The 24,418-nt window shown below is 69.1% G+C and carries 21 protein-coding genes; 4 read left to right on the top strand and 17 right to left on the bottom strand.

The genetic code is table 11. The features are described from left to right. Positions 1-54: 54 nt before the first annotated feature. From rpsQ to GPJ59_RS02905, 12 genes are all read right to left on the bottom strand, one after another. On the bottom strand, positions 55-336 hold the full coding sequence (rpsQ, locus tag GPJ59_RS02850; protein WP_219664736.1) for a 30S ribosomal protein S17: 282 nt from the start codon (positions 334-336) through the stop codon (positions 55-57). Then, positions 336-560, bottom strand: coding sequence for a 50S ribosomal protein L29 (gene rpmC, locus GPJ59_RS02855; RefSeq protein ID WP_125540842.1), 225 nt, complete (start codon positions 558-560; stop codon positions 336-338). The genes rpsQ and rpmC overlap by 1 nt, the downstream gene beginning before the upstream one ends. Next, a complete protein-coding gene (gene rplP / locus GPJ59_RS02860) occupies positions 560-979 on the bottom strand; it encodes a 50S ribosomal protein L16 (RefSeq protein WP_030653642.1) in 420 nt (139 codons plus the stop codon). The genes rpmC and rplP overlap by 1 nt, the downstream gene beginning before the upstream one ends. Before the next feature lie 5 nt (positions 980-984). Beyond that, positions 985-1,818: a 30S ribosomal protein S3 gene (rpsC, locus tag GPJ59_RS02865; protein ID WP_219664737.1), complete on the bottom strand. Its 834-nt coding sequence runs from the start codon at positions 1,816-1,818 to the stop codon at positions 985-987. Next, a complete protein-coding gene (rplV, locus tag GPJ59_RS02870; RefSeq protein WP_030201575.1) occupies positions 1,818-2,165 on the bottom strand; it encodes a 50S ribosomal protein L22 in 348 nt (115 codons plus the stop codon). The genes rpsC and rplV overlap by 1 nt, the downstream gene beginning before the upstream one ends. Positions 2,166-2,208: 43 nt before the next feature. Then, positions 2,209-2,490 carry a 30S ribosomal protein S19 gene (gene rpsS / locus GPJ59_RS02875; protein WP_166628878.1) on the bottom strand — a complete coding sequence of 94 codons (282 nt, stop codon included), beginning with the start codon at positions 2,488-2,490 and terminating at the stop codon, positions 2,209-2,211. A 12-nt stretch (positions 2,491-2,502) separates the two neighbouring features. After that, positions 2,503-3,339, bottom strand: a complete 837-nt coding sequence (gene rplB, locus GPJ59_RS02880; RefSeq protein ID WP_125642230.1) for a 50S ribosomal protein L2 — start codon at positions 3,337-3,339, stop codon at positions 2,503-2,505. A 39-nt stretch (positions 3,340-3,378) separates the two neighbouring features. After that, complete coding sequence (gene rplW / locus GPJ59_RS02885; protein ID WP_219664738.1) at positions 3,379-3,699, bottom strand: 50S ribosomal protein L23; 321 nt, start codon at positions 3,697-3,699, stop codon at positions 3,379-3,381. Further along, positions 3,699-4,349: a 50S ribosomal protein L4 gene (gene rplD / locus GPJ59_RS02890; protein ID WP_219664739.1), complete on the bottom strand. Its 651-nt coding sequence runs from the start codon at positions 4,347-4,349 to the stop codon at positions 3,699-3,701. Before rplD ends, rplW begins: the two co-directional genes overlap by 1 nt. 5 nt (positions 4,350-4,354) lie before the next feature. After that, positions 4,355-4,999, bottom strand: coding sequence for a 50S ribosomal protein L3 (gene rplC, locus GPJ59_RS02895; protein WP_003956465.1), 645 nt, complete (start codon positions 4,997-4,999; stop codon positions 4,355-4,357). 14 nt (positions 5,000-5,013) lie between these two features. Beyond that, positions 5,014-5,322 (bottom strand): 30S ribosomal protein S10, encoded by a 309-nt coding sequence (rpsJ, locus tag GPJ59_RS02900; RefSeq protein WP_003948644.1) that lies wholly within the window; start codon positions 5,320-5,322, stop codon positions 5,014-5,016. A 487-nt stretch (positions 5,323-5,809) separates the two neighbouring features. Beyond that, positions 5,810-6,985 (bottom strand): hypothetical protein, encoded by a 1,176-nt coding sequence (locus GPJ59_RS02905; RefSeq protein WP_219664740.1) that lies wholly within the window; start codon positions 6,983-6,985, stop codon positions 5,810-5,812. A 193-nt stretch (positions 6,986-7,178) separates the two neighbouring features. Here GPJ59_RS02905 and GPJ59_RS02910 point away from each other — a divergent pair, with 193 nt between their 5' ends. Genes GPJ59_RS02910 through GPJ59_RS02920 form a run of 3 tightly spaced genes read left to right on the top strand, consistent with a single transcriptional unit; the run spans position 7,179 to position 12,758 of the window. After that, a complete protein-coding gene (locus GPJ59_RS02910) occupies positions 7,179-7,838 on the top strand; it encodes a hypothetical protein (RefSeq protein WP_219664741.1) in 660 nt (219 codons plus the stop codon). Further along, entirely contained in the window at positions 7,838-12,292 is a 4,455-nt protein-coding gene (locus GPJ59_RS02915) for a putative T7SS-secreted protein (protein ID WP_258023771.1), read from the top strand. The genes GPJ59_RS02910 and GPJ59_RS02915 overlap by 1 nt, the downstream gene beginning before the upstream one ends. Further along, positions 12,282-12,758: a hypothetical protein gene (locus tag GPJ59_RS02920; protein WP_219664742.1), complete on the top strand. Its 477-nt coding sequence runs from the start codon at positions 12,282-12,284 to the stop codon at positions 12,756-12,758. Before GPJ59_RS02915 ends, GPJ59_RS02920 begins: the two co-directional genes overlap by 11 nt. Before the next feature lie 160 nt (positions 12,759-12,918). Here GPJ59_RS02920 and tuf read toward each other — a convergent pair whose 3' ends face one another. From tuf to rpsL, 4 genes are all read right to left on the bottom strand, one after another. Then, on the bottom strand, positions 12,919-14,112 hold the full coding sequence (gene tuf, locus GPJ59_RS02925; RefSeq protein ID WP_219664743.1) for an elongation factor Tu: 1,194 nt from the start codon (positions 14,110-14,112) through the stop codon (positions 12,919-12,921). 151 nt (positions 14,113-14,263) lie between these two features. Further along, the gene (gene fusA / locus GPJ59_RS02930; RefSeq protein WP_219664744.1) at positions 14,264-16,390 is read right to left on the bottom strand and encodes an elongation factor G; all 2,127 of its coding nucleotides are present in this window, start codon (positions 16,388-16,390) and stop codon (positions 14,264-14,266) included. Positions 16,391-16,429: 39 nt separating this feature from the next. Continuing rightward, the gene (gene rpsG / locus GPJ59_RS02935) at positions 16,430-16,900 is read right to left on the bottom strand and encodes a 30S ribosomal protein S7 (RefSeq protein ID WP_125642252.1); all 471 of its coding nucleotides are present in this window, start codon (positions 16,898-16,900) and stop codon (positions 16,430-16,432) included. A gap of 2 nt (positions 16,901-16,902) precedes the next feature. Continuing rightward, on the bottom strand, positions 16,903-17,274 hold the full coding sequence (gene rpsL, locus GPJ59_RS02940) for a 30S ribosomal protein S12 (protein WP_007265893.1): 372 nt from the start codon (positions 17,272-17,274) through the stop codon (positions 16,903-16,905). Positions 17,275-17,731: 457 nt separating this feature from the next. Between rpsL and GPJ59_RS02945 the strand changes: the two genes are divergently transcribed. Then, positions 17,732-20,299 (top strand): YfhO family protein, encoded by a 2,568-nt coding sequence (locus tag GPJ59_RS02945; protein ID WP_258023772.1) that lies wholly within the window; start codon positions 17,732-17,734, stop codon positions 20,297-20,299. 196 nt (positions 20,300-20,495) lie between these two features. On the opposite strand, the gene GPJ59_RS02950 is transcribed toward GPJ59_RS02945, so the two are convergent. Next, positions 20,496-24,395: a DNA-directed RNA polymerase subunit beta' gene (locus GPJ59_RS02950; protein ID WP_219664745.1), complete on the bottom strand. Its 3,900-nt coding sequence runs from the start codon at positions 24,393-24,395 to the stop codon at positions 20,496-20,498. Positions 24,396-24,418: the final 23 nt, after the last annotated feature.

Raw genomic sequence — 24,418 nt, forward strand, 5'->3', positions numbered from 1 at the left:
GACGGCCCCTGCCGAGCCTGGCGGAACGAATTCGAGGGAGGCCCCTCGAACTAATTACTTGGCCTTCTCGAGGATCTCGACGACGCGCCACCGCTTGGTGGCGGACAGCGGCCGGGTCTCCATCAGGAGGACGCGGTCGCCGATGCCGGCGGCGTTCTGCTCGTCGTGCGCCTTGAGCTTGTTGGTACGGCGGATGACCTTGCCGTACAGCGCGTGCTTGACACGGTCCTCGACGGCGACGACGACGGTCTTGTCCATCTTGTCGCTGACGACCAGACCCTCACGGGTCTTGCGGAAACCGCGCTCAGTCTTCTCAGTCACGTTCTTCTCGCTCATCAGGCGTTCTCCACCGTCTCGATACCGAGCTCACGCTCGTGCATCAGGGTGTAGATCCGGGCGATGTCCTTGCGGACGGCCTTGAGCCGGCCGTTGTTCTCGAGCTGTCCGGTCGCCGCCTGGAAGCGGAGCTTGAACAGTTCTTCCTTGGCCTCGCGCAGCTTGGCAACGAGCTCCTCGTTGCCCAGCTCGCGCAGCTCCGACGCCTTGGTACCGGCCGCCATCACGACTCACCTGCCTCGCGCTTGACGATCCGGCACTTCATCGGCAGCTTGTGAGCCGCACGAGTCAGAGCCTCACGCGCAATCTTCTCGTTCGGGTAGGACAGCTCGAACATGACCCGGCCCGGGTGCACGTTCGCGATCCACCACTCCGGGGAACCCTTACCGGAACCCATGCGGGTCTCGGCAGGCTTCTTCGTGAGCGGGCGGTCCGGGTAGATGTTGATCCAGACCTTGCCGCCACGCTTGATGTGGCGGGTCATGGCGATACGAGCGGCCTCGATCTGGCGGTTCGTCACGTACGCCGGCGTGAGCGCCTGGATGCCGTACTCACCGAACGACACCTCAGTGCCACCCTTGGCCATACCGCGGCGCTTGGGGTGGTGCTGCTTGCGGTGCTTGACCCTACGAGGGATCAGCATGTCGGTCAGGCCTCCGTTCCGGTGCTCTCGGCCGGAGCGGCGGCAGCGGCCTCGGCCTTGGGGGCCTCGGTCGCAGCAGCCTGCTGCGGCTTGCGGCCGCCACGGCCGCCACGCTCGCCACCGCGGCCACCACGGCCGGCGGGGCGGTCAGCGCCACCACGGGCCGGGCGGTTACCCGCACGGGCCGCAGCGTTCTCGGCGCGGACCTCGGCGATGTTCTTGACGTCGCCCTTGTAGATCCAGACCTTCACGCCGATGCGGCCGAAGGTGGTCTTGGCCTCGAAGAAGCCGTACTCGACGTTCGCGCGCAGCGTGTGCAGCGGCACACGACCCTCGCGGTAGAACTCCGAGCGGGACATCTCGGCGCCGCCGAGACGGCCGCCACACTGGATCTTGATGCCCTTGGCGCCGGCCTTCATGGCGGACTGCATGCTCTTGCGCATGGCCCGACGGAAGGAGACGCGGGAGGACAGCTGCTCGGCAACGGCCTGGGCCACGAGCTGAGCGTCGACCTCGGGGTTCTTGACCTCGAGGATGTTCAGCTGGACCTGCTTGCCGGTGAGCTTCTCGAGGTCGCCGCGGATGCGGTCGGCCTCGGCGCCACGGCGGCCGATGACGATGCCCGGACGGGCGGTGTGGATGTCCACGCGGACACGGTCACGGGTGCGCTCGATCTCAACCTTCGAGATGCCGGCGCGCTCCATGCCGGACGTCATCATCCGACGGATGGCGACGTCTTCCTTGACGTAGTCCTTGTACAGCTTGTCGGCGTACCAACGCGACTTGAAGTCGGTGGTGATGCCGAGCCGGAACCCGTGCGGGTTTACCTTCTGGCCCATTACCGGGTTCCTTCCTTGCTGCTGACGACCACGGTGATGTGGGAGGTCCGCTTGCGGATCCGGTAGGCACGGCCCTGGGCGCGCGGACGGAACCGCTTCAGGGTCGGGCCCTCGTCAACAAACGCCTCGCTGATGAAGAGCGAGGAGGCGTCCGTGTGGTTGTAGTTGTGCGCGGCGTTGGCGATGGCGCTGTCGAGCACCTTGCCGACCGGCACAGACGCGGCCTGCGGGGCGAAACGCAGGACCGCCTGGGCCTCCGTGGCGTCCATGCCACGGATGAGGTCCACCACACGGCGGGCCTTCATGGGCGTGACGCGGATGTACCGCGCCTGGGCCCTGGCTTCCATGGTTGTCCCTTCGGTGTAAGTCATAGTCGTTCCCACCCCGCGATTAGCGGCGCTTCGACTTCCGGTCGTCCTTGACGTGGCCGCGGAAGGTGCGAGTCGGCGAGAACTCGCCGAGCTTGTGGCCGACCATGGACTCGGTGACGAACACCGGGACATGGGTCTTGCCGTTGTGCACCGCGATCGTGTGGCCGAGCATGGCCGGGATGATCATCGAGCGACGGGACCAGGTCTTGATGACGTTCTTGGTGCCGGCTTCGTTCTGGGCGTCCACCTTCTTGATGAGGTGGTCGTCGACGAAGGGCCCCTTCTTGAGACTGCGCGGCATCTAAACCCGCTCCTAGCGCTTCTTGTTCGTCTTGCGGCGGCGGACGATGTACTTGTTCGACGCCTTCTTGGGCGAACGAGTACGGCCTTCCTTCTGACCCCACGGGCTGACCGGGTGGCGACCACCGGAGGTCTTGCCCTCACCACCACCGTGCGGGTGGTCGACCGGGTTCATGGCGACACCGCGGACGGTCGGGCGGACGCCCTTCCAGCGCATGCGGCCGGCCTTGCCCCAGTTGATGTTCGACTGCTCGGCGTTGCCGACCTCGCCGACGGTGGCGCGGCAGCGCACGTCGACCAGGCGGATCTCACCGGACGGCATACGGAGGTGCGCCATGGCACCTTCCTTCGCCAGCAGCTGCACGGAGGCACCCGCGGAACGGGCGAACTTGGCACCGCCGCCGGGACGGAGCTCGATCGCGTGGATCGTGGTACCGACCGGGATGTTGCGGAGGGCCAGGTTGTTACCGGGCTTGATGTCGGCCGTCGGGCCGTTCTCGATCCGGTCGCCCTGGTTCAGGCCGCGCGGAGCGATGATGTAGCGCTTCTCGCCGTCCGCGTAGTGCAGGAGGGCGATGCGCGCGGTGCGGTTGGGGTCGTACTCGATGTGCGCGACCTTGGCCGGCACGCCGTCCTTGTCGTGACGACGGAAGTCGATCACACGGTAGGCGCGCTTGTGTCCGCCACCCTGGTGGCGAACGGTCACACGACCGGCGTTGTTACGGCCGCCCTTGCTGTGCAGGGGACGGACCAGCGACTTCTCCGGCGTGGACCGCGTGATCTCGACAAAGTCGGCGACGCTGGAGCCACGACGGCCCGGAGTCGTCGGCTTGTACTTGCGGATACCCATTTCTCAGTCCTCGTCCGATATTCGGACCAGGGCGCTCCGTTAGGAGGCCTGGCCGAAGATGTCGATACGGTCGCCCTCGGCAAGGGTCACGATGGCGCGCTTGGTGTTGGCGCGCTTACCGAAACCGGTGCGGGTGCGCTTGCGCTTGCCCTGGCGGTTGATCGTGTTCACCCCGGCGACCTTGACCGAGAAGACCGCCTCGACGGCCTGCTTGATCTGGGTCTTGTTGGCGCGGGGGTCGACGATGAACGTGTACTTGTTCTCGTCCAGCAGCGCGTAGCTCTTCTCGGAGACGACCGGCTTGATCAGCAGGTCGCGCGGGTCCGTGAAGGTCTTGCTGGTGATCGTGGCCTCAGACATCAGCCCTCGTTCCCTTCGGTCTCGGCGGCCTTGGGGCCAGACACGAAGGACTCGAAAGCGGCCTGGGTGAAGACCACGTCGTCCGAGACGAGCACGTCGTACGTGTTCAGCTGGCCCGGCTCCAGGATGTGCACCTGGGGCAGGTTGCGGGCGGACAGCCACGCGGCCTCGTCGGCACGCTCGACGACCAGGAGCAGGTTCTTGCGCTCCGAGATCTTGCCGAACAGCGTCTTGGCGGCCTTGGTGGAGGCGGCACCCTCGACCACGCCGGAGACGACGTGGATGCGGGAGTGACGGGCCCGGTCGGTGAGGGCGCCACGCAGGGCGGCGGCCTTCATCTTCTTTGGGGTCCGCTGCGAGTAGTCACGCGGCACGGGGCCGTGCACGACGCCACCGCCGGCGAACTGCGGCGCACGGGTCGAACCCTGACGGGCGCGGCCGGTGCCCTTCTGGCGGTACGGCTTCTTGCCACCACCGCGGACCTCGCCACGCGTCTTGACCTTGTGCGTACCCTGACGGGCCGCGGCCAGCTGCGCGACGACGACCTGGTGGATCAGCGGAACGCTGACCTTGGCGTCGAAGATCTCGGCCGGGAGCTCGACGGTCCCGGTCTTGTCGCCGGCAGGCGACAGAATGTCAATGGTGCTCATAGTCCTCAGGCCCCCTTGGCCGCAGTGCGGACCAGGACGAGGCCGCCGTTCGGACCAGGAACCGCGCCCTTGATGAGCAGCAGGCCCTTCTCCGCGTCAACGGCGTGAACGGTCAGGTTCTGGGTGGTGACCCGCTCGTTGCCCATGCGGCCAGCCATGCGGAGGCCCTTGAACACACGGCCCGGGGTGGCGCAGCCACCGATGGAACCGGGAGAGCGGTGCTTGCGCTGCGTACCGTGACCGGCACCCAGACCACGGAAGTTGTGGCGCTTCATGACACCGGCGAAGCCCTTGCCCTTGCTCTTGCCCGTGACGTCAACCTTGACGCCGGACTCGAACACGGCAGCGGTGATCTCCTGGCCGAGCGTGTACTCGCTGGCGTCGGAGGTACGGAGCTCCACCAGGTGGCGGCGCGGGGTCACGTCGGCCTTGGCGAAGTGGCCCTTGAGGGGCTTGTTCACCTTGCGCGGGTCGATCTCGCCGAAGGCGATCTGGACCGACTCGTAGCCGTCGACGTCATTGGTACGGACCTGGGTGACAACGCAGGGCCCGGCCTTGACGACGGTCACCGGGACGACACGGTTGTTCTCGTCCCAGACCTGGGTCATGCCGAGCTTCTCGCCCAGGACGCCCTTGATCTGCTTAGCCATCTTCTCCGCGCCTCTCAGAGCTTGATCTCGATGTCGACGCCGGCCGGAAGGTCCAGGCGCATCAGCGAGTCAACGGTCTTGGGCGTCGGGTCGAGGATGTCGATCAGGCGCTTGTGCGTGCGCATCTCGAAGTGCTCGCGCGAGTCCTTGTACTTGTGCGGCGACTTGATGACGCAGTACACGTTCTTCTCAGTGGGCAGCGGCACCGGGCCCGCGACCGACGCACCAGTGCGGGTCACCGTCTCGACGATCTTCTTCGCCGAGGAGTCGATGACCTCGTGGTCGTAGGCCTTGAGCCGGATGCGGATCTTCTGTCCCGCCATGGCTACTCAGTAGTCCTTTGTCTAGTCAAACGCTCTGGAACTCGGTCGGCTGCGCTTTCACGCCGCCTCCCTCCGACCCACGCGGTCGGGCGTGTCGCGTTCCCTCTCAGAAAATTCCCATACGGAAATTCCCTTACCAAGGGGATGCGGCCCGCCGGGGCCACGCTTCGGGGGAGAGACACCCACCGAGTGCCTGGTCGGCACCCCGCCCACGCTTCCCGGAAGATTCCCGTACGTCCGCCCCATTGCTGCCCCGAGGGGCAGGTGAAGGCGACGAGTACTGTGGGACTCGCTTCCGGTCCTCCCGGCGGGAGGCGCGCAGCATCGGCACTCAACCGAGCAACCCCGACAGTCTGCCATACGAGACACGTACTGCGCCAATCGGGGCCGTAGAGAATACCCCGCCCGGCGAGGAGATCAAACCGCGGCATGCGGTCCGCCGCGCGGGGCGGGAACGGGGCCGCTTCCGGCCCCGTCCCGGGCCTGCTCAGGTACGGGAGACGACCCCGCACCCCTCCTGCCCGTTCTGGTCCAGGCTCTTGCTCCGGTCGTACGGATCGACCGGCGGGCCGGACGGCGTCGGGCCGTTCGTGGCCGGCGCGGAGCCCGGGAACTCGGGGTGCAGGAAGCCGTCGGAGGTGTCGCAGGAGCTGTTGGCGATCTCGTGCTGGAACTGGCGCACCCAGAGCGTGCCGGCCGTGCTCTGCCACCTGCGGGTGTCCACGACGGAGAAGGTGAGCTGCCGCCGCACGATCGTGCGCTCCACGCCACTGCCGCCGGGCCTGACCACCGGGTAGACGAAGGTGTAGTCCGCCACCACCTCGGCCTGCCCCTGGGCCTCGCCCGGCTTCAGCTCCATGTGCCCGCGGACCTTGACCACCGGGCCGGCCGGCTGCACCTCGGACGGCTTGAACCGGGTGAACATCATCAGCGGGTCGTCGGTGGCCGTGGGCCGGGCCAGCGACTTCTCGGCCAGGTCCTTGGTCTCCTTGTCCAGCGGGTCCAGCAGCTTCAGCGCGCGCTCGGGCCGCTCGCCGCGCAGCGTGGCGGGGTCCAGGTTGGCCGCGACCAGGAACTCCTTCGCCCGGCCCAGGTGCGCGGCGATCTGCTCCTGGGACACCCCGTTGACCGCCTTGGCCTCGGGCAGTTCGATGCCCGCGGCCCCGTCGGCCCACTGGACGGCCGGCGACCCGCGGAACGGCTCCTTCAGGGTGCCGCGGTCCGGGTACATGTCGTCCGGCGCCGCGGAGGGCCGTACCGTCTCGGCGGGCAGCGGCTGCCGCCCCTTGGCCGCGCCCTCGGCCTTCCCCGTGATCCGGTCGATCAGCAGCTCGGGCCGCATCGCGATCAGCGCGAGCCCGGCGATCAGAAGGAGGATCAGGGCGATCCGGACCGGCCCGGGCTTCCTCCGCCCCTCCATCTCCTGCCAGGCGGGCCCGGTCCGCCAGCCCTCCGGCTCGTTCCGCACGGGCTTGCCCTTCCGCCCGAAGCGCTTCTTCTGCGCCCCGGCCCGCTCCTCGTCCTCCCGGCGCAGCCGCTCGGTCACCATCCGCGCCCGCGCGGACGGCTCCTCGGGCGCCGCCCCGGCCCCCTGCTCGGCCCGCCGCATGAACGCGGCCCACTCCTCATCACTGACGGACCGCTGTTCGTCGCTCTGTCCCACTACTGCCGTTCCCCACCCTGTCTGTCATGACCATGCGCCGCGGAGCATCTCACGCCCTGACCGAAATCCATCCCCCGCCCCTCCCCCCGAGACCCGCCCGTAATCACCGCCCCACCTGGCCGGATCCGCCCCCGGAGGACAAGCGCTGTCGGCCCCGTCCCCTAGCCTCCTCGAAAACCTGGGGGTGGGGATCTTGAGCAGTGACAGCAGCGAAGACCTGGTGATGGACCCGGTGGCGGTGCAGAACATCCAGGACGGGTTACGGTCCGCGATCGGCGAGTTCCGCGAGTTCACGATGGAGACGTCGGCCGCAGCCGGCTCCGGTCTGCACAAGCTCACGCTGACCGGTCTGGAGGCCGGCCACCCCTCGGTGGCCGCGGCACTGGAGGAGTTCTGCGACCGCTGGGACGCGGGCGTGAGCAGCCTGGTGATCAGGACCAGCGGGCTCGCGCACCAGTTGGGCATCGCGGCAGGGTCGCTCTGGGAGGAGGACCAGTACCGCAAGGGTGCCTTCAAGGTGCTGGCCAACGCCGGCATCGGCAATCCGTACGCGTCGGAGGACGAGGTCGAGCGGAAGTCGCTGGACGCCATCTTCGCGGACCACATGTTCACCCGGGAGACCCCCGAGCAGGCCCGGCAGACCCGGGAGGAGTTCGACCGCACCTGGGCCGCCACCAAGCAGGGCCTGATGAACGAAGGCATCGGAGGGGACTTTCTGGAGCGGGCCGCCGACGCCACGGGCATGGACCGCGCGGCCCTCGACCAGGTCAGGGGCGGTCAGGCCCCGGGCGAGCCGGCCCCCGACCGGCAGGGCTCCGACCAGCTGGGCTCCGACCAGGGCGGCAGCTTCTGATGGGCGACGAGAACTGGCTGGAGCGGGGCGCCGCCTTCGCGGGCGAAACCGTCGAATGGCTGGGCGACAAGACCGCCGACGCGCTGGAGGACGTCGGCTGGCAGTCCGGCGCGAACGCCGTCCGCAACACGTCCAACTCCGCGGCGAACCGCCTCGGCGCCGAGGTCGACGAGGTCGAGCTCGGCCAGACGGACGACCCGAAGCAACTGGTCCACGGCAGCCCCGCAAGCCTTCGGGCGACCGCCGGGCACCTGCGTGACTTCCACGCGGCCTTCCTCCGCACCGGTGAGGGGCTGAAGCGGCTCGCGACGGGCGGCATCTCAGGTGCGACGGCGGACGCCTTCCGCGCCTCCGTGCAGGAGTCGGCCCCCCGCTGGTTCGCCGCCGCGGCCGCCTTCGAGACGGCGGCCGCGGCGGTCGGCCGGTTCGCCGACACCGTGGCGTGGGCGCAGGGCCTGGCCAAGGAGGCCCTCGACGAGTACAAGGCCGCCGTCGAACTCTCGGAGAACGCCCGCACCGCGTACGACACGTGGGTCAAGGACTACGAGAGCGCCGTGAAGTCCCGCCGGGACCCGCTGCCCGCCCGCCCCGCCGGCTTCACCGATCCGGGCGCGGACGGCATCACGGCGGCCCGCCAGAAGCTTGCCGAGGCGCGCCGCCAGCGCGACGACGTCGCCGCCACGTCGGCCCGGGCCCTGGCGCAGGCCCGGGACGCGGCACCGAAGGTCTCGGCGAAGGACATCGCGCTGACCGAGTTCGTACGCAACAGCGCCCAGGCCAACCACTTCGTCGGCGGCATCACCAAGGGCGTGGCCGGCCTGGCCAACCTCGCCCGAGCGCTCAACTCCAACGACCCGTACAACATGACCCACCCGACCGAGCACGCCATGGGCCTCAACAGCATGGGTGCCAACTTCCTCACGGCCGCCAACGACCCCGCCGCCACCGCCAAGGCCATGGCCGACAGCGCGTTGCAGGACCCCTCCGAATTCGGCGGGAAGCTCCTGCCGGAAGCCGTCGGCTCGAAGGGTCTCGGCGCAGCGGCCGGCGGGGCCCGCGGCGCCGCCGGAGCGGCCCGCCTCCTCGACGACCTACCCCGGAAGACGCCCAGGGACCAGGCGGACGCCGATCCGCACGGTACGTCCCGTTCCGGTACGGATCTGATCTGCGAGGGCGACCCGGTGGACGTGGCCACCGGCCGAATGGTCCTGCCCCAGACCGACCTCGTCCTCTCCGGGTCATTACCGCTCATATTCGGCCGAACTTTCGAATCTGCCCGCCGTAGCGGCCGCTGGTTCGGGCCCACCTGGGCCTCCACCGTGGACCAGCGCCTGGAGATCGACGCGGAAGGGCTGGTCCTGGTCGGCGAGGACGGCAGCCTCCTCACCTACCCGCACCCGGCGGCGCCCGGCCGTCCCGTCCTCCCCTCACTCGGCCGGCGCTGGCCCCTGGTGCAGGAGCCCGACGGCACGTACACGGTCACCGACCCGGCCACGGGCCACATCCGCCACTTCTCGGCGACCGGCCTGCTCGTGCAGCTCAGCGACCGCAACGGCGCGTGGATCTCGTACGCGTACGACGAGCAGGGCACGCCCCTGTCGATCACCCACAGCGGCGGCTACGACCTGGCCCTCACCGTGTCGGACGGCCGGATCACGGGCCTGTCCCTGGCGGACGGCACACCGGTGCTCCGCTACGGCTACACCGAGGGCCACCTCACCGAGGTGACGAACTCCTCGGGCATCCCCCTGCGCTTCACGTACGACCCCGAGGGCCGGATCACCAGCTGGACCGACACCAACGACCGCAGCTTCCACTACGTCTACGACGACCGGCACCGCTGCGTGGCCCAGTCCGGCGGGAACGGCCACCTGGACATCCGCTTCGCCTACGGGGACGGGCAGACCACGGTCACCGACTCCCTCGGCGCCCGAACGCTCTACACGATCAACGACCGCGCCCAGGTCGTGGCCGAGACCGACCCCGCGGGGGCCGTCACGACGTCGACGTACGACCTCTACAACCGCCTCCTCTCCCGCACGGACCCCCTGGGCCACACCACCGGCCTGACGTACGACGACCAGGGCCTTCTCCGCTCCGTCAGCCGCCCCGACGGCCGGGAGGCGCGAGCCGAGTACAACGCGCTCGGGCTCCCGGTGAAGGCGGTCGACCCGGACGGCACGGTTGTCCGCCAGACGTACGACGAGCGCGGCAACCGCACCTCGATCACCGACCCTGCCGGTGCCACGACCCGCTTCTCGTACGACGAGCGCGGCCACCTGGCCTCGGTCACGGACGCCCTCGGCCACGTGACGACGGTCGAGTGCGACGCGGCCGGCCGGGTCACGGCGACGACGGACCCCCTGGGCGCGAGGACGGCGTACACGCACGACGCCTTCGGCCGCCCGACCGTGATCACGAACCCCCTGGGCCGCCCGACCCGCCTGACCTGGAGCGCCGAAGGCCACCTGCTGCACCGCACGCACGCGGACGGCACGTCGGAGTCCTGGACGTACGACGGCGAGGGCAACTGCCTCAGCCACACCGACGCCGCGGGCGGGGTGACGTCCAGCGAGTACGGCGACTTCGATCTCCTGACGTCCCGGACGACCCCGGACGGGGCGCGGTACACCTTCACCCACGACACCGAGCTCCGCCTGACGTCGGTCACCGACCCGCTGGGCCTGACCTGGAGCTACGCCTACGACCCGACGGGCCGCCTCGCCTCGGAGACCGACTACGACGGCCGGACGACCACCTACACCTATGACGTGGCCGGCCGCCTGACCGCCCGTACGAACGCCGTCGGCGCCACGACGCGCTACGAGCACAACGCCCTCGGCCAGGTCACCCGCAAGACCACGCCCGACGGCTCCACCACGTACACGTACGACGCCTCGGACGCCCTGGCGGCCGCGACCTCCGCGACCACGACCGTCACCTGGCTCCGCGACGGTGCGGGACGGCTCCGCTCCGAAACGGTGAACGGCCGCACCGTCACCTACGACCACGACCTCGTCGGCCGGCGCACGGCGCGTGCCACGCCCACCGGTGCCGAGTCCGTCTGGACGTACGACCCGGCGGGCCGCCGTGCGACGCTCACCACCTCGGGCCGCACCCTGACCTTCGAGCGCGACGCGGCCGGCCGGGAGCTCACGCGTACGCTCACCGGCGCCGGCGCAGCCGCCCTCACCCAGCAGTACGACACGCGCGGCCGCCTGACCACGCAGCGCTTCGCGGGCCTGCGCCGGGACTACGCGTACCGGGCCGACGGCCATGTCACCGCGGTCGACGACCGCCACTTCACCCTCGACACGGCAGGCCGCGTCACGGCCGTGGAGGAGCCCCGCTGGTCGGAGCGCTACGCCTACGACCATGCCGGCAACCAGACCTCCGCGACCTGGCCCGAGCGCCACCCGGGCGCCGAGGCGCGCGGCGAGCGGACGTACGAGGGCACCCGCATCACCCGGGCCGGCGCCTACCGCTACGAGTACGACGCCCTCGGCCGGGTCACGCTGCGCCGGAAGACCCGCCTGTCACGCAAGCCGGAGACCTGGCGCTACGAGTGGAACGCCGAGGACCAGCTCGCCGCGGTGATCACGCCCGACGGCACGGTGTGGCGCTACACCTACGACCCCCTGGGCCGCCGCACCGCGAAGCAGCGCCTGTCACCGACGGGCGAGGTCGCCGAGGAGGTCCTCTTCACCTGGGACGGGACCACCCTCTGCGAACAGACGACGGATGCCCGGGTCACCCTCACCTGGACCCATGACGGCCTGCACCCGCTCACCCAGGCGGAACGCGTCCTCGGCACGACGGACGACCGCTTCTTCTCGATCGTCACGGACCTGGTCGGCACCCCGACCCACCTGCTGGACGAGGACGGCGCCCCGGCATGGCACACCCGCCGCACGCTCTGGGGCACGACGAGCTGGAACCGCGACGCGACGACGTACACCCCGCTCCGCTTCCCGGGCCAGTACTTCGACCCGGAGACGGGCCTCCACCACAACGTCTTCCGCACCTACGACCCGGCCACAGCCCGCTACCTCACCCCGGACCCCCTGGGCCTGGCCCCGTCCCCGAACCCCCGGGCCTATGTCCCCAACCCCTACACGTGGTCGGACCCTCTGGGGCTGGCGGCCTACGAAATCGGCAAGCGAGACGCTGCGAGCCAGAAGGGGAACGTCTCGCTCGTCGCCGACAAGATCGCAGCCCACGCCTCGCAGCGCTCCATTGCCGGCGTGCACCCGGACGATGTGGCCGAGTACATCGAAGACACGATGAGGGCAACTCCGGGAATCAGGATGCGGAACACCCCCTCAGGAACGCCGCGCTGGGCATGGTGGGACGACCCGACACAGACCATGATCATCCGCGAAGGGGACAACGGGACCTTCATGCAGCCGAGCCGGGGATACGACTACTTCTTGGAGCAGATCAATGGCGATTAGTGCAGCCACGGAATCGGAAGACCGCTGGCGCAGGCTGTCTGCGGAAACCCTGCGGGAGGTCTCGAAGGCCGATCGGGCGCAGCTGGAGGCCGAGAGGCTCCGCGCGGGGCCGGCGATCCGCAGCCGCATCGTCACCCCCGCGCACTCGCTCAAGAACCGGTTCCTGAGCTGGGAACGTCTGATCGGATTCCTGGAGGGCAAGAGGCCTCCGAACGACCAGTACCTCTTCAGCGAGTTCGAGAACGATCTCGACCACCGGGACGCCCTGGAAGGCGCACTTTCCCGAATGCCCGAAGGTCCCAGGCGAGAACTGTCGTCCCTGCTGGGATCGCTGGACGCGCGTTTCGACGCGTGCACGGCCGAGGACGTCACGGGAGAGCTGGACCCTTGGCTGCGGCGCAGGCGCAGGGATGCCGACCCCGCGCACTGGTGGTGGCACCGCAAACCGAACGCCGCTCCGTGGTGACGGACGACGGCGCAGGTGACGCTGCCGGACCACCCAGCCGCGGCTGACGCCGTGAACGACAAAGGGCCCCGTCCCCCCGCTTGCGCGGTGGGACGGGGCCCTTCGGTCGAACCAGTTGCCCGCTGGCGGGCTGCCAGGTCGGACCCGAAGAAGTCGGAACTTACTTCGTGATCTTGGTGACCTGGCCGGCGCCGACGGTCCGGCCACCCTCACGGATGGCGAACTTCAGGCCCTCCTCCATGGCGACCGGCTGGATCAGCTGGACGGACATGGTGGTGTTGTCGCCCGGCATGACCATCTCGGTGCCCTCGGGGAGGGTCACGACGCCGGTCACGTCCGTGGTACGGAAGTAGAACTGCGGGCGGTAGTTGTTGAAGAACGGGGTGTGACGGCCACCCTCGTCCTTCGACAGGATGTAGGCCTGGGCCTCGAACTCGGTGTGCGGGGTGACCGAGCCCGGCTTGATGATGACCTGGCCGCGCTCGACGTCCTCGCGCTTGATGCCGCGGAGCAGCAGACCGACGTTCTCACCGGCCTGGCCCTCGTCGAGCAGCTTGCGGAACATCTCGATGCCGGTGACCGTGGTGGTGGTCTTCTCCGGACGGATGCCGATGATGTCGACGGTCTCGTTGACCTTGAGCAGACCGCGCTCGATACGACCGGTGACGACGGTGCCACGACCGGTGATCGTGAAGACGTCCTCGACCGGCATCAGGAACGGCTTGTCGACGTCACGCTCGGGGGTCGGGATGGCCTCGTCCACGGCGGACATGAGGCCGAGGAGCTTCTCGCCCCACTCCTTGTCGCCCTCGAGGGCCTTGAGCGCGGAGACGCGGACGACCGGCAGGTCGTCGCCCGGGAACTCGTACTCGGACAGGAGCTCACGGACCTCGAGCTCGACGAGCTCCAGGATCTCCTCGTCGTCCACCATGTCGGCCTTGTTCAGGGCGACGACGATGTACGGAACGCCGACCTGGCGGGCCAGGAGCACGTGCTCCTTGGTCTGCGGCATCGGGCCGTCGGTGGCGGCGACCACGAGGATGGCGCCGTCCATCTGCGCGGCACCGGTGATCATGTTCTTGATGTAGTCCGCGTGACCCGGGCAGTCGACGTGGGCGTAGTGACGCGCCTCGGTCTGGTACTCGACGTGCGCGATGGAGATGGTGATACCGCGCTGGCGCTCCTCAGGAGCCTTGTCGATCTGGTCGAAGGCCGAGGCCTCGTTCAGGTCCGGGTACGCGTCGTGCAGCACCTTGGTAATGGCGGCCGTGAGGGTCGTCTTACCGTGGTCAATGTGACCGATGGTGCCGATGTTGACGTGCGGCTTAGTCCGCTCGAACTTCGCCTTCGCCACTGGGGTCCTCCTGTGGAGTGGTTCTGTACGCCTTACTCATCGGCGCCAGGTGATCTTTGCTGGAATGCCGGCCCTCCGGGGCAACGAGAAGTGGTGACTCCTGTTGCCCCAGAGGCTCCGGTGACAAGCCTAAAGCGTGAACTCGGAAGAGTTACTCGCCCTTGGCCTTCGCGATGATCTCCTCGGCGACGTTCCGGGGAACCTCGGCGTAGGAGTCGAACTGCATCGAGTAGCTTGCGCGACCCGAGGTCTTGCTGCGGAGGTCTCCGACGTAGCCGAACATCTCCGACAGCGGCACGAGGCCCTTGACGATGCGGGCGCCGTGACGCTCCTCCATGGCCTGGATCTGGCCACGGCGGGAGTTGATGTCGCCGATGACCTCGCCCATGTAGTCCTCGGGCGTGGTGACCTCGACGGCCATCATCGGCTCGAGCAGCACGGGGCTGGCCTTGCGCGCGGCCTCCTTGAAGGCCTGCGAACCGGCGATCTTGAACGCGAGCTCGGAGGAGTCGACCTCGTGGTACGCGCCGTCGTGGAGGATGACGCGGACGCCGGTCATCTCGTAGCCGGCCAGGATGCCGAACTGCATGGCCTCCTGAGCACCCGCGTCCACCGAGGGGATGTACTCCTTGGGGATGCGGCCACCGGTGACCTTGTTCACGAACTCGTACGAGGCGTCGCCACCCTCGATCGGCTCGATGCCGATCTGGACCTTGGCGAACTGACCCGTACCACCGGTCTGCTTCTTGTGCGTGTAGTCCACGCGCTCGACGGCCTTGCGGATCGTCTCGCGGTAGGCCACCTGCGGCTTGCCGACGTTGGCCTCGACCTTGAACTCACGGCGCATGCGGTCGACCAGCACCTCGAGGTGCAGCTCGCCCATACCGCCGATGATGGTCTGGCCGGTCTCCTCGTCCGAGTGGACCTGGAAGGAGGGGTCCTCCTCCGCGAGGCGCTGGATGGCGACACCCAGCTTCTCCTGGTCACCCTTGGACTTGGGCTCGATCGCGACCTGGATGACCGGCGCCGGGAAGTCCATGGACTCCAGGATCACCTGGTTCTTCTCGTCGCACAGCGTCTCACCGGTGGTGGTCTGCTTCAGGCCCATGACGGCGACGATGTCGCCGGCGCCCACCGAGTCGATCTCCTCACGCTTGTTCGCGTGCATGCGGTAGATCTTGCCGATGCGCTCCTTCTTGCCCTTGACGGAGTTCAGCACCGAAGAGCCGGACTCCAGGCGGCCCGAGTAAACCCGGACGAAGGTGAGCTTGCCGAGGTGCGGGTCGCTCATGATCTTGAACGCCAGCGCCGAGAGGGGCTCGTCGTCGGACGGCTTGCGCTTCACGACGACCTCGGCGTCCTTGACGTCGTGGCCCTCGATGGCCTCGATGTCCAGGGGCGACGGCAGGTAGCGGACGACGGCGTCGAGCAGGGGCTGAACACCCTTGTTCTTGAACGCCGTGCCACAGAACACCGCGGTGACGGTCGTGCCGCCACCCTTGCCGGAGCTGAGGATGATGCGACGGACGGCGGCGTGCAGCTGCTCCACGGACGGCTCGTCGCCGTTCAGGAAGAGCTCCATGATCTCGTCGTCGTTCTCGGCGACGGTCTCGACCAGCTTGCCGCGCCACTCTTCAGCGGCCTCGGTGTGCGTGGCCGGGATGTCGACGATGTCGTACATCTCGCCCTTGGTCGCCTCGGCGGACCAGACGAACGCCTTCATCGTGACGAGGTCGACGACACCCTGGAAGTCGGCCTCGGCACCGATGGGGAGCTGCATCACGATCGGAACCGCGCCCAGGCGGTCCTTGATCATGTCGACGCAGCGGTGGAACTCGGCGCCGGTGCGGTCGAGCTTGTTGACGAAGCAGATGCGGGGCACGCCGTAACGGTCGGCCTGGCGCCACACCGTCTCGGACTGCGGCTCAACACCGGCCACACCGTCGAACACCGTGACGGCACCGTCGAGGACGCGGAGCGAACGCTCCACCTCGACCGTGAAGTCCACGTGGCCCGGGGTGTCGATGATGTTGATCGTGTGATCGACGTTCTCGAGCGGCCAGTGGCAGGTCGTCGCGGCGGACGTGATGGTGATGCCGCGCTCCTGCTCCTGCTCCATCCAGTCCATCGTGGCGGCGCCGTCGTGGACCTCACCGATCTTGTAAGACACACCGGTGTAGAACAGGATGCGCTCGGTGGTGGTCGTCTTGCCCGCGTCGATGTGGGCCATGATGCCGATGTTGCGCACCTTGGCCAGGTCAAGCGAAGTGGTAGCCATATCGGCTCAGTCTTCTCTCGGTCTCGATGGGGGTTGCGACTACCAGCGGTAGTGCGCGAAGGCCTTGTTGGACTCGGCCATCTTGTGCGTGTCCTCGCGCTTCTTGACCGAAGCGCCGAGGCCGTTGGAGGCGTCCAGCAGCTCGTTCATGAGGCGCTCGGTCATGGTCTTCTCGCGACGGGCGCGGGAGTAGCCCACGAGCCAGCGGAGGGCCAGGGTCGACTGGCGACCCGGCTTGACCTCGACGGGGACCTGGTAGGTCGCGCCACCGACGCGGCGGGACTTGACCTCGAGGGACGGCTTGACGTTCTCCAGCGCGCGCTTCAGCGTGATGACCGGGTCGTTGCCGGTCTTCTCGCGGAGGCCTTCCATGGCGCCGTAGACGATGCGCTCGGCGGTGGAGCGCTTGCCGTTCAGGAGGATCTTGTTGATGAGCGAGGTCACCAGAGGAGAACCGTAGACCGGGTCGATGATGACCGGGCGCTTCGGGGCGGGGCCCTTACGAGGCATTCTTACTTCTCCTTCTTGGCGCCGTAGCGGCTGCGGGCCTGCTTGCGGTTCTTGACAGCCTGGGTGTCAAGCGCACCGCGGATGATCTTGTAACGAACACCCGGCAGGTCCTTCACACGGCCACCACGCACGAGCACGATCGAGTGCTCCTGCAGGTTGTGTCCCTCACCCGGAATGTAGGCCGTGACCTCGATGCCCGAGGTCAGACGCACACGCGCGACCTTACGGAGGGCCGAGTTCGGCTTCTTCGGGGTGGTCGTGAACACACGCGTGCAGACGCCGCGACGCTGGGGCGAAGCCTCGAGCGCGGGCGTCTTCGTCTTCTCGACCTTGTCCTGCCGGCCCTTACGGACCAGCTGCTGGATCGTAGGCACTACTTCTCCGGTTTCTGTGTGCCGTGTAGTAAAGCTAACCTGGAACTTTGCCGACCCACGCGGTCGGGTGTGTCGGATCCGGAACGCTTCCGCGAAGTGCGGAAACGATCGAGGATCGCGGTGGCTGATACGGCTCGCGTGCGGTTGTCGACACGCACAGGAGCCCGAGCACACCCCAGGCACAAGGTCTGAGCGTACCTACCGCACTCACTCCGGTCAAAACAAAAGCCCCGCCGCAGGCCCCGTACGACGGCCCGTACGACGGCTGCGCGAGGCCCGCCACCACGGCTCGCGCCCCCGCTCGCGCCCCCGCTCGCACCCGCGCGCAGGGTGCGAGCGCAGGACTCGCGCGGATCGGTACGGAACGGCACGCATCGCCCGGCGAACTACACTGCCCGACGATCCGGCACGTCCACGCCGAGCGCCGGCCGCGACCACAGGGAGCAGGAGCAGCACATTGGGGACCCCGAACAGCCGTCCACGGAGTCCTCGGAGCCTGCGGAGTCCGCGGTGGCCGGCCGGGTGGCCGGGCGCCCTCTACGGTCCCCTGCTGGCCTTCCTCCTCGCCTCGGGCGCGTTCTGCACGGCCTGGGTGGCGCGCGGCACCTTCCCCTTCGGCAACACCGGCCGGGCGATCAACGACCAGGCACACCAGTACGTCCCCTTCCACCGGGCGCTGTGGGACCTGGTGCACGGGGAGGCGGCCGGCGACCTGCTGTTCAGCTGGCGCGGCGGCTTCGGCCAGCAGTTCCTCTCCGACTACCACACCTACCTCGGCAACCCGCTGTCCTGGCTGGCCGTCCTGGTCCCGCGCGAGCACGTGGACCTCGCCGTCTTCGTGGTCACCCCGCTGACGATGGGCCTGGCGGCCGCCCTGATGACGGTGTACCTGGGCCGGCTGGCGCCGGGCCCGTGGTGGCAGCGGGGCGTGCTCGGGGCGACGTACGGCCTGTGCGGCTGGGCCCTGTCCGACGCCTCGTACATCCCCATGTGGCTGTGGGGCCTGGCCGCCCTGCCGATGCTCGGCATCGCCGTGGAATGGTGCCTCCAGGAGCGCCGCTGGTCCGCCGCGACCCTGCTGGTCGCGCTCGCCTGGCTGGGCAACTTCTACACCGCCATGATGGCCACGATGGCGGCGGTCGTGCTGCTGGCCGTCCGGCTGATCGTGCTCGACCTGACCGGCCGGCAGAGGCTGCGTGCGCTGGGGCGGGCGTCCGCGGCGGCCGTGACCGGCGTGCTCCTCACCCTCCCCCTCCTGCTGCCGTCGTTCCTCTCCAGCGGGGCGGCGCAGCCGACCGGGGCCGCGTCCTTCGAGCCGGTCCGGTCGGAGATCTTCTTCAGCGGGATGCTGCCCGCCACCCATCTGTGGGGCGGCCGGCCGCGGCTGTACATCGCCTCGCTCGGGCTGATCCTGGCCGTGTCGTTCCTGTTCAACACGGCCGTCGCCCGCCGTACGCGGCTGGTGTGGACGGCGGCGGTCGCGGCCGTGGCGGCCTCGTTCCAGTTCCCGCCGACCCAGTTCGTGTGGCACGGCCTGGCGGTGCCGAACGGCAATCCGTACCGCGAGGCCTTCGTGTTCTCCGGGATGCTGGTCGTCGTGGCCTGGCTGGCGCTGGCCGCCCGCCCGCGGCCGCTGCACGTGGCGGCCGGCGCGGCCGTGCTGGTGGCGGCGGCCTTCCTGCTCCGCCACACCGACGACTTCGGGGGCTGGACCTGGCCGGCCGTGCTCGGTGGCGGCGGCGTCTCCCTGCTGGCGCTGGTCCTGCTGTGGCTGGGCGAGAGGCCGGGCGGGACGGCGGGCGAGAGGCCGGGCGGGAAGCCGGGCGGGAAGCGGCGGGTCCTGGTCCCGGTCGCCGCCGTGCTGATGGCCGGCGTGGTGTTCGCCGAGTCGGCCGTCGCCGCCGCGGGCGCCGATGCCCGACGCGCCCGCGAACGCTGGGCCAAGCCGACCGCCACCTCCAGCCGCTCGATCAACGAGCACGCCGAGGCGGTGCGGCGGGCATCCGGCTGGCCGGCGTACCGCACGGACTCCGGCTCCCCGCAGACCTCGTACAACGACGCCCTCGCCCTGCGCGCGGAGGGCCCGCAGTACTACAGCAGCTACCTCCCGGCGGCCACCTTCCAGGCCCTGGAGCCCCTGGGCTACGGCTACAAGAACGACGGCCGGACCGTCTTCGGCGCCGACAACCCCGTGCTCGACGCGATCTTCGCCATCGGCGCCCGGGTCCGCCCGGCCGGCGACGCCGGCGCCCTGTGGGAGGCCGACCGCTTCCCCGCTCCGCCGCTGGTCACGGTCCGCCCGGCGCCGTTCACCTCGCCGGCCCCCGCCGACAGCGTGTACGCGCGCCAGGAGAACGTCCTGGGCTCCGCCGTGTACGAGGTCCCGGCCGTGGCCCGCGGCGCCGCGGCGGCCGAGCAGACGTACACCGCCCGCTGCACCCCCGGCTCCCAGGCCTTCTGGTACTCCCCCGAGCTCCGCGGCACCCTGGCCGGCCCGCACAGCGAGCAGCCGCTGGAGCACCGCATGACGGGCGTCGTACCGCTCGGCCCGGTCCCCTCCTCCGGCAATCTCGCGGTCACGGTCCGTCCGGACGACGACGGGGGCGCCACGGCCCCCGAGCACCCGATCGGCTGCCTGGACCGCGCACAGCTGGACGCTGCGGTCCGCGGGCTGACCGCGACGGGCGCCACGCGCGTCGAGGCCGGCGGCCACACCCTGAAGGCCACCCTGCCTCCGGGCAGCACCGGCACCGCCGTCGTCTCCACCACGGCCGCCCCGGGCTGGCAGTGCTCCCTGCCGGCCAGGCCCTTCCACGGGCTCCTCGCCTTCGACCTCCCCCCGGGCACGACCAGCCTCACGTGCACCTTCACCCCCAGGGGCCTCCTCCCCGGCCTGGCGGGCGCCGCCCTGGCCCTCCTGACCCTCCTCACGGCCACGGCCATCTCCCGCCGCCGCCGGCCCACCCCGGCCACCGCCGCGCCGTCCGGTTCCGAGGACGCACCGGCTCTGCGATCAGTGCACTGACCGGCCGGCCGGATGATCCGGGAGGCCGTACGGCCGCACCCGCGGACGCGGCGCACCACCTCCCGTGACGGACGCGGCGCACCACCTCCCGTGACGGACGCGGCTGCACCACCTCCCGTGACCGGTGAGCCCCCGAAACGCGAAGAAGCCCCTGACCCGCTCCTTTCGGAGTGGGCAGGGGCTTCTTCAGTGACTCTTAGCCGCTGTACGGGCCGTAGTCGTAGTCCTCCAGCGGGACAGCCTGGCCGGAGCCGGTGCCGAAGGGCGAGTAGTCGATGTCGTCGTAGCCGACGGCCGAGTACATCGCGGCCTTCGCCTCCTCGGTGGGCTCGACCCGGATGTTGCGGTAGCGGGACAGGCCCGTACCGGCCGGGATGAGCTTACCGATGATGACGTTCTCCTTGAGGCCGATGAGGCTGTCGGACTTGGCGTTGATCGCCGCGTCCGTCAGGACTCGGGTCGTCTCCTGGAAGGAGGCGGCCGACAGCCAGGACTCCGTCGCCAGCGAGGCCTTGGTGATACCCATCAGCTGCGGACGGCCGGAGGCCGGGTGGCCACCCTCCGTCACGACCCGACGGTTCTCGGACTCGAAGCGCGAGCGCTCGACGAGCTCGCCCGGGAGCAGCTCGGCGTCGCCGGACTCGATGATCGTCACGCGGCGGAGCATCTGCCGGATGATGATCTCGATGTGCTTGTCGTGGATCGACACGCCCTGCGAGTTGTAGACCTTCTGGACCTCGCCGACCAGGTGGACCTGGACGGCCCGCTGGCCGAGGATGCGCAGCACGTCGTGCGGGTTGGTGGCACCCGCGGTGAGCTTCTGGCCCACCTCGACGTGGTCGCCCTCGGTGACCTCGACGCGCGCACGCTTCGAGATCGGGTAGGCGGTCTCGTCGGAGCCGTCGTCCGGCGTGATGACGATCTTCTTGGTCTTCTCGGTCTCCTCGATCCGCACGCGGCCGGCGGCCTCGGAGATCGGGGCGACACCCTTCGGGGTACGGGCCTCGAAGAGCTCGACGACACGCGGCAGACCCTGGGTGATGTCGTCACCGGCCACACCACCGGTGTGGAAGGTACGCATCGTCAGCTGGGTACCGGGCTCACCGATGGACTGGGCGGCGATGATGCCGACCGCCTCACCGATGTCGACCAGCTTGCCGGTGGCGAGCGAGCGTCCGTAGCAGAAGGCACAGGTGCCGACCGCGGACTCACAGGTCAGGACCGAGCGGGTCTTGACCTCCTCGACGCCGTTGGCGACCAGGGCGTCGATCAGGACGTCGCCGAGGTCCACGTTCGCCGGCGCGATGACCTTGCCGTCGACGACGACGTCCTCGGCCAGCATGCGGGCGTACACGGAGGTCTCGACGTCGTCGGCCTTGCGCAGGACGCCGTCCTCGCCGCGGACCGCGATCTTCAGCTTCAGACCGCGCTCGGTGCCGCAGTCCTCCTCGCGGATGATCACGTCCTGCGAGACGTCCACCAGACGACGGGTCAGGTAACCCGAGTCGGCGGTACGCAGGGCGGTGTCGGCCAGACCCTTACGGGCACCGTGGGTGGAGATGAAGTACTCCAGCACGGACAGGCCCTCGCGGAAGGACGCCTTGATCGGACGCGGGATGGTCTCGTTCTTCGCGTTCGACACCAGACCACGCATACCGGCGATCTGCCGCATCTGCATCATGTTTCCTCGGGCACCCGAGTCAACCATCATGAAGATGGGGTTGGTCTTGGGGAAGTTCGCGTTCATCGCCTCGGCGACCTCGTTGGTCGCCTTGGTCCAGATCGCGATGAGCTCCTGCGTGCGCTCGTCCTTGGTGATCAGACCGCGCTCGTACTGCTTCTGGACCTTCTCGTCCTGCGCCTCGTAGCCCGCGACGATGGCCTTCTTGGCCTCGGGCACGACGACGTCGGAGATGGCCACGGTGACACCGGAACGGGTCGCCCAGTGGAAGCCGGCCGCCTTCAGGTTGTCGAGCGTCGCCGCCACGATGACCTTGGGGTAGCGCTCGGCCAGGTCGTTGACGATCTCGGAGAGCTGCTTCTTGCCCACCGAGTAGTCGACGAACGGGTAGTCCTCGGGCAGCAGCTCGTTGAAGAGCGCACGGCCCAGGGAGGTCCGCAGGCGGAAGCTGTCGCCCGGCTGGAACTCCTGCTCACCCTCCTCGGCGACCGGGGGGACCCAGCCGCGCGGCGGGATGGTGCCCACGGGGAAGCGGATGTCGACCTGCGACTGCAGCGCGAGCTCACCGGCGTCGAACGCCATGATCGCCTCGGCCGTGGAGCCGAAGGAACGGCCCTCGCCCTTGGTGTCGCGCAGTTCACCGTCGGTGGTCAGGAAGAACAGACCGAGGACCATGTCCTGGGTCGGCATCGTGACCGGACGGCCGTCGGCCGGCTTGAGGATGTTGTTCGAGGACAGCATCAGGATGCGGGCCTCGGCCTGCGCCTCCGCGGACAGCGGCAGGTGCACGGCCATCTGGTCACCGTCGAAGTCCGCGTTGAAGGCGGTGCAGACGAGCGGGTGGATCTGGATGGCCTTGCCCTCGACCAGCTGCGGCTCGAAGGCCTGGATGCCGAGGCGGTGCAGCGTGGGCGCACGGTTCAGCAGCACCGGGTGCTCGGCGATGACCTCTTCGAGGACGTCGTACACGACGGTGCGGCCGCGCTCGACCATGCGCTTGGCCGACTTGATGTTCTGCGCGTGGTTCAGGTCGACCAGGCGCTTCATCACGAACGGCTTGAAGAGCTCCAGCGCCATGGCCTTGGGCAGACCGCACTGGTGCAGCTTCAGCTGCGGGCCGACGACGATGACGGAACGCGCCGAGTAGTCGACTCGCTTGCCGAGCAGGTTCTGACGGAATCGACCCTGCTTGCCCTTCAGCATGTCGCTGAGGGACTTCAGCGGACGGTTGCCGGGGCCCGTGACCGGGCGGCCGCGACGGCCGTTGTCGAAGAGGGCGTCGACCGCCTCCTGGAGCATCCGCTTCTCGTTGTTCACGATGATCTCGGGGGCACCGAGGTCGAGCAGGCGCTTCAGGCGGTTGTTGCGGTTGATCACACGGCGGTACAGGTCGTTCAGGTCGGAGGTCGCGAAGCGGCCACCGTCCAGCTGCACCATCGGACGCAGGTCCGGCGGGATGACCGGGACGCAGTCCAGGACCATGCCCTTGGGGCTGTTGCTGGTCTGCAGGAACGCGGAGACGACCTTGAGGCGCTTGAGCGCACGGGTCTTCTTCTGGCCCTTGCCGGTACGGATGATCTCGCGGAGGCGCTCGGCCTCCTCCTCCAGGTCGAAGGACTCCAGGCGCTTCTGCAGCGCCGCGGCACCCATCGAGCCGTCGAAGTACGTGCCGAAGCGGTCACGCAGCTCGCGGTAGAGGAGCTCGTCGCCCTCCAGGTCCTGGACCTTGAGGTTCTTGAAGCGGTTCCACACCTCGTCGAGGCGGTCGATCTCGCGCTGCGCGCGGTCGCGGAGCTGCTTCATCTCGCGCTCGGCGCCCTCGCGCACCTTGCGGCGCACGTCGGCCTTGGCACCCTCGGCCTCGAGCTCGGCGAGGTCCGTCTCCAGCTTCTTGGCGCGGGCCTCGAGGTCCGCGTCACGGCGGTTCTCGATCTGCTGGCGCTCGACGGAGACGTGGGCCTCCAGGGACGGCAGGTCGCGGGTACGACGCTCCTCGTCCACGAACGTGATCATGTACGCGGCGAAGTAGATGACCTTCTCGAGGTCCTTCGGCGCCAGGTCCAGCAGGTAGCCCAGGCGCGACGGGACGCCCTTGAAGTACCAGATGTGGGTGACGGGAGCGGCCAGCTCGATGTGGCCCATCCGCTCACGGCGCACCTTGGCGCGGGTGACCTCGACGCCACACCGCTCACAGATGATGCCCTTGAAGCGGACACGCTTGTACTTGCCGCAGTAGCACTCCCAGTCCCGGGTCGGACCGAAGATCTTCTCGCAGAAGAGTCCGTCCTTTTCGGGCTTCAGGGTGCGGTAGTTGATGGTCTCCGGCTTCTTTACCTCGCCGTGCGACCAGGTACGGATGTCGTCCGCGGTGGCAAGGCCGATCCGCAGCTCGTCGAAGAAGTTGACGTCGAGCACTGTGCGTCAATCCCTCTTTCGGG

Origin of the sequence: Streptomyces bambusae (assembly GCF_019400985.1) — a bacterium.
GTDB lineage: Bacteria > Actinomycetota > Actinomycetes > Streptomycetales > Streptomycetaceae > Streptomyces > Streptomyces bambusae_A.

Coding starts and splice junctions, on each gene's coding strand:
- rplC (WP_003956465.1), bottom strand. CDS start 4,999: ATGGCTAAGCAGATCAAGGGCGTCCTGGGCGAGAAGCTCGGCATGACC.
- rplB (WP_125642230.1), bottom strand. CDS start 3,339: ATGGGTATCCGCAAGTACAAGCCGACGACTCCGGGCCGTCGTGGCTCC.
- rpsJ (WP_003948644.1), bottom strand. CDS start 5,322: ATGGCGGGACAGAAGATCCGCATCCGGCTCAAGGCCTACGACCACGAG.
- rpsC (WP_219664737.1), bottom strand. CDS start 1,818: ATGGGCCAGAAGGTAAACCCGCACGGGTTCCGGCTCGGCATCACCACC.
- rplW (WP_219664738.1), bottom strand. CDS start 3,699: ATGTCTGAGGCCACGATCACCAGCAAGACCTTCACGGACCCGCGCGAC.
- rpsQ (WP_219664736.1), bottom strand. CDS start 336: ATGAGCGAGAAGAACGTGACTGAGAAGACTGAGCGCGGTTTCCGCAAG.
- rpmC (WP_125540842.1), bottom strand. CDS start 560: ATGGCGGCCGGTACCAAGGCGTCGGAGCTGCGCGAGCTGGGCAACGAG.
- rplP (WP_030653642.1), bottom strand. CDS start 979: ATGCTGATCCCTCGTAGGGTCAAGCACCGCAAGCAGCACCACCCCAAG.
- rpsG (WP_125642252.1), bottom strand. CDS start 16,900: ATGCCTCGTAAGGGCCCCGCCCCGAAGCGCCCGGTCATCATCGACCCG.
- GPJ59_RS02915 (WP_258023771.1), top strand. CDS start 7,838: ATGGGCGACGAGAACTGGCTGGAGCGGGGCGCCGCCTTCGCGGGCGAA.
- fusA (WP_219664744.1), bottom strand. CDS start 16,390: ATGGCTACCACTTCGCTTGACCTGGCCAAGGTGCGCAACATCGGCATC.
- rplV (WP_030201575.1), bottom strand. CDS start 2,165: ATGGAAGCCAGGGCCCAGGCGCGGTACATCCGCGTCACGCCCATGAAG.
- rpsS (WP_166628878.1), bottom strand. CDS start 2,490: ATGCCGCGCAGTCTCAAGAAGGGGCCCTTCGTCGACGACCACCTCATC.
- rplD (WP_219664739.1), bottom strand. CDS start 4,349: ATGAGCACCATTGACATTCTGTCGCCTGCCGGCGACAAGACCGGGACC.
- GPJ59_RS02920 (WP_219664742.1), top strand. CDS start 12,282: ATGGCGATTAGTGCAGCCACGGAATCGGAAGACCGCTGGCGCAGGCTG.